Raw genomic sequence first — 4141 nt, forward strand, 5'->3', positions numbered from 1 at the left:
CAGCTTTTTTGAAGAACTATCGCTTTAATTTTTAACTTGCGTCTCTCTCAAAGCGGGTGCAAATATACACACGTTTTTTTCTTCTAACCAAATTTATTCTGCAAAAAAAATGAAATTATTTTACATGAAACCACAAAACGCATAAAACCAGTTATTTAAAACAGAAAAAAATGAAATTATTTTTCAATATCCGACAGCAAGTATCTATAACGAGCATACATTAGTATACTTGACATGGTTAATCCTGATAATAAACCTAACCAAATTCCTTGCCCACCATAGTCCAAGATTATCCCTAAGTAATAAGAAATAGGAAAACCTACAATCCAATAAGACACAAAACATATTAAACTGGGAACCCAAACATCTTGTAATCCTCGCAATGCTCCTAAAAAAACAACTTGAAGACCATCGCTTATTTGAAACAATGCCGCGACAACTAGTAAACCAGATGCAATTGTCACTACTTCATAGTCGTTAATATAAATCCATGGCAATAAGTCTTTAAAGAGGTAAAACGCTAAAGCAAATATTATATTAAGAATAAACGCGAGTAAGAATATAGATCGAGCTATCCTTTTTAATTCTAATATATTATTATTTCCTAATTGATTACCTACTCTTATTGTAGCGGTTACACTCAGTCCAACTCCTACCATAAAGGTCATCGCTGATAGGTTAAGAGCTATTTGATTTGCTGCCTGACTTTTAGTCCCGATTACGCCGCTTAATATTATTGCAGCTGTAAAGAGACTTACTTCAAAGAACATCTGTAAAGCTGTAGGAAAGCCAATGTTTATCAATTTCTTAAACAATGGTCTTGAAAAAGTTTCTACGGAATCAAAAAACTTTTTCATTTCCGCTTTTCGCGAAAGCAATAAAATCAAGATGGGCACCATTAATATTCTTGCAACTAATGTTCCATAAGCCGCACCTTCTACTTCCATCCTAGGTAATCCAAACTTACCATAAATCAATAAGTAGTTCATGATAATATTAACCACGTTTGCGGCAATAGTTGCGCGCATAGCAAAAACTGTTTTTGAAAGACCATCAGAGAATTGCTTAATCGCTTGAAAGATCATTAACGGAATCATAGACAATGCAACAATTCTCATATAAGGAATAGCAAGAATAATTACTTCATCTGGTTGATCTAAATAATATAGTATGGGTTCTGAGAGAAAAAGTAAGAGACACAGCAGCACACCATTTGCACTGGAAACAAGAACGCCGTTATGAAATATTCTTTTTACTTTCTGATCATCACCTTGAGCATCAGCCTCTGCGACTAGTGGTGTGATAGCAAATGAAAAACCTATACCTATACTCAGTGCTATAAATATGAGCGTGTTTCCCAAAGAAACTGCTGCAAGGTGAGCATCTCCTAGTTTACCGACCATAACATTATCTGCAAATGCCACTAGGAGGTGTGCAATTTGCCCTGCCATAATAGGGTAAGCTATCTTTAAATTCTTCCCAAACTCTCTCGTATAATCTTGTAAAGCCATTCTATTTTTAAAGTGGCCAAAGATAAGTACTATGCTTAAGGGAAAAGGCTGCCTGTTTTATCTTTTAAGAGTATTGAGAAAAATAATCAGGAAAAGTTGAGCTTAATCTTTGTTTAACTCCTTTTTATATTCATCTAGCATGCTATAGGTCTCCTCATCGAGTTGTGGCATCACAATGTGTTGTTGAGATTCTAGTTCTTGTAATAGGATACTACATACTATTGCCCGAGCCATAGGTTTATCATCAGCGGGAATGATATACCATGGTGAGTGGTCTGTAGATGTATTAGAGATTGCTTCTTGATAGCAATTCATATAATCATCCCATAACCTACGTTCTTTTAAATCACTACTAGAAAATTTCCAGTTCTTTTCTGGCAAATTCAGTCTGCGTAGCAATCTGTTTTTTTGTTCCTCCTTAGATAAGTTTAAAAAGAATTTAAAAATATAAGTCCCATTTTGAGCTAGCTCTTTCTCAAAATTATTAATCTGTTCAAATCGCATATCCCAAAACTCTTGGGTTACATCATCCACACTATTGATACCTGGTAAATTTTCGGCCATTAAATAATGTGGATGTACTCGTGTTACCAAAACATTTTCATAATGAGTACGATTAAAAATCCCAAAATGTCCCTTAGAAGGTAATGCAATATAATGTCTCCATAAGTACCCATGTGATAATTCCAGCTCTGTAGGGACTTTAAAACTATGCTGCACTACTCCACGTACATTAAAATCTTTAAATACCTCACGTACCAAACTGTCTTTTCCTGCAGTGTCCATTCCTTGAATACAGACTAATACTGCATGCTTATCATGAGCATATAATTTAGTTTGGAACTCTGCTAGAGAGCGTCTAGATTTTGCGAGAGCTTTTTTTGCTTCTTTTTTAGTAAGTCGTTCTTTAGGCTTAGAGTCTAATTCACCTAGTTTTAAATTCTTTGAAGCTTTATAATCTGCTGGGTTAATTATCATACTTGGTTATTTACTTGCAAAGGCGTTTACATCTTTTTCACTGATTTTCTCACCTCCTAGAATTATAAGTCGCTCCACTACATTGCGCAGTTCTCTTATATTCCCAGTCCAGTCATAGTTTTGCAATTTTGAGATTGCTTTTCCTGTAAACTCTTTGGTGGAACCGCCATGTTCTTTGGAAATTTTTTGAGCAAAATGATTAATCAGTAAAGGAATGTCATCTCTTCTTTCATTTAAAGAAGGTACGTTTACTAAAATTACAGCAAGTCTATGATAGAGGTCTTCTCTGAATCTGTTTTCAGTAATTTCAGTTTTTAGGTCTTTATTAGTTGCAGCGAGAATGCGTACATCAACTTTAATATCTTTATCGCTACCTACTCGCTGAATTTTATTTTCTTGGAGTGCTCTTAACACCTTTGCTTGGGCATTTAGACTCATATCTCCTATTTCATCTAAGAAAATAGTCCCTCCATTTGCCGCCTCAAATTTACCAGCACGATCTTTGTTTGCTCCTGTAAAACTCCCTTTAACGTGACCAAATAATTCACTTTCTATAAGTTCTCCAGGAATGGCTGCACAATTTACTTCTATAAAAGGTGCTGCAGACCTATGACTTTTTTCATGCAACCAGTGCGCAACTAGTTCTTTTCCTGTACCATTTCCTCCTGTAATGAGAACGCGTGCATCTGTAGGAGCTACTTTTTCTATGATATTTTTAATGATAACGATCAACTCGCTCTCACCAATCATCTCATAGTTTTTACTCACTTTCTTTTTAAGTCGCTTATTTTCTACCACTAGACTTTTACGGTCTAGTGCATTGCGCACGGTATTTAATAAACGATTCAAATCTGGCGGCTTAGATATGTAGTCAAAGGCTCCTAATCGCATGGTATTAACGGCTGTATCTAAATCTCCATGCCCAGAAATCATGATTATAGGGATTTCTGGTTTTATTTTTTTCAAGGCTTCGAGTACCTCAACTCCATCCATTTTAGGCATTTTAATATCGCAAAGAACTAGGTCATAGTCTTCTTTTTTAATCAACTCCATGCCTTCTAGCCCATCTGAGGCTTCAGTGACTACATAGTTTTTATTTTCTTCAGAGAGAATCTTCCCTAAGACACGTCTTATCGCTGCCTCATCTTCTATTAATAGAATATTTGCCATTTATATTTTAAATTTTAATCCAGCTCTCGAGTAGAAAGTATTGCTATTATTAACATTCTTTACATCATCACCGCTGGCGTCTCTTAATCTTATATCGTTAAATATAGTATATCCTGCATATACATAAGCAGATATGTGCTTGGTAAAATTATATTGATAACCTGGACCTAACATTGCTGTAGTCATAGAAACACTATCTGCAGCACCATTTGATGTGCCTACATTATTTTGAATATTTGCATAAAAACCATCTAATCGAGCATAGAGCTGCACTCTGTTTTTATCATTAAAACGGTATACTAAATTCATTTTAGGAGCGCCCAGTGCAAAACTCCATTGTGGAGCAAACTCTCTGTAATTATTTAAATAAGGTAAAGGGAACGGTCTACCGGCAGTAGTGTTGTACTGAACTCCTAGTACCAGTCTCCATGGTTTACCGCCATCATCTCTTTTAGTTCTGTTTTTTATAAAATATGCACTAG

At 35.3% G+C, this 4141-nt stretch carries 4 protein-coding genes; all 4 read right to left on the minus strand.

From position 1 onward, the window contains the following. Positions 1-176: 176 nt before the first annotated feature. Positions 177-1511, minus strand: coding sequence for an MATE family efflux transporter (locus ACTF48_RS10845; RefSeq protein ID WP_438963178.1), 1335 nt, complete (start codon positions 1509-1511; stop codon positions 177-179). A 102-nt stretch (positions 1512-1613) separates the two neighbouring features. Continuing rightward, positions 1614-2489 (minus strand): PPK2 family polyphosphate kinase, encoded by an 876-nt coding sequence (locus ACTF48_RS10850; protein WP_438963179.1) that lies wholly within the window; start codon positions 2487-2489, stop codon positions 1614-1616. A gap of 6 nt (positions 2490-2495) precedes the next feature. Beyond that, a complete protein-coding gene (locus ACTF48_RS10855) occupies positions 2496-3659 on the minus strand; it encodes a sigma-54-dependent transcriptional regulator (protein WP_438963180.1) in 1164 nt (387 codons plus the stop codon). Beyond that, positions 3660-4141, minus strand: a 482-nt coding sequence (locus tag ACTF48_RS10860; RefSeq protein WP_438963181.1) for a DUF6268 family outer membrane beta-barrel protein, incomplete at its 5' end; no start/stop codon positions are given.

The sequence above is a fragment of the Nonlabens sp. genome (genome assembly GCF_965660805.1).
Taxonomy (GTDB): domain Bacteria; phylum Bacteroidota; class Bacteroidia; order Flavobacteriales; family Flavobacteriaceae; genus Nonlabens.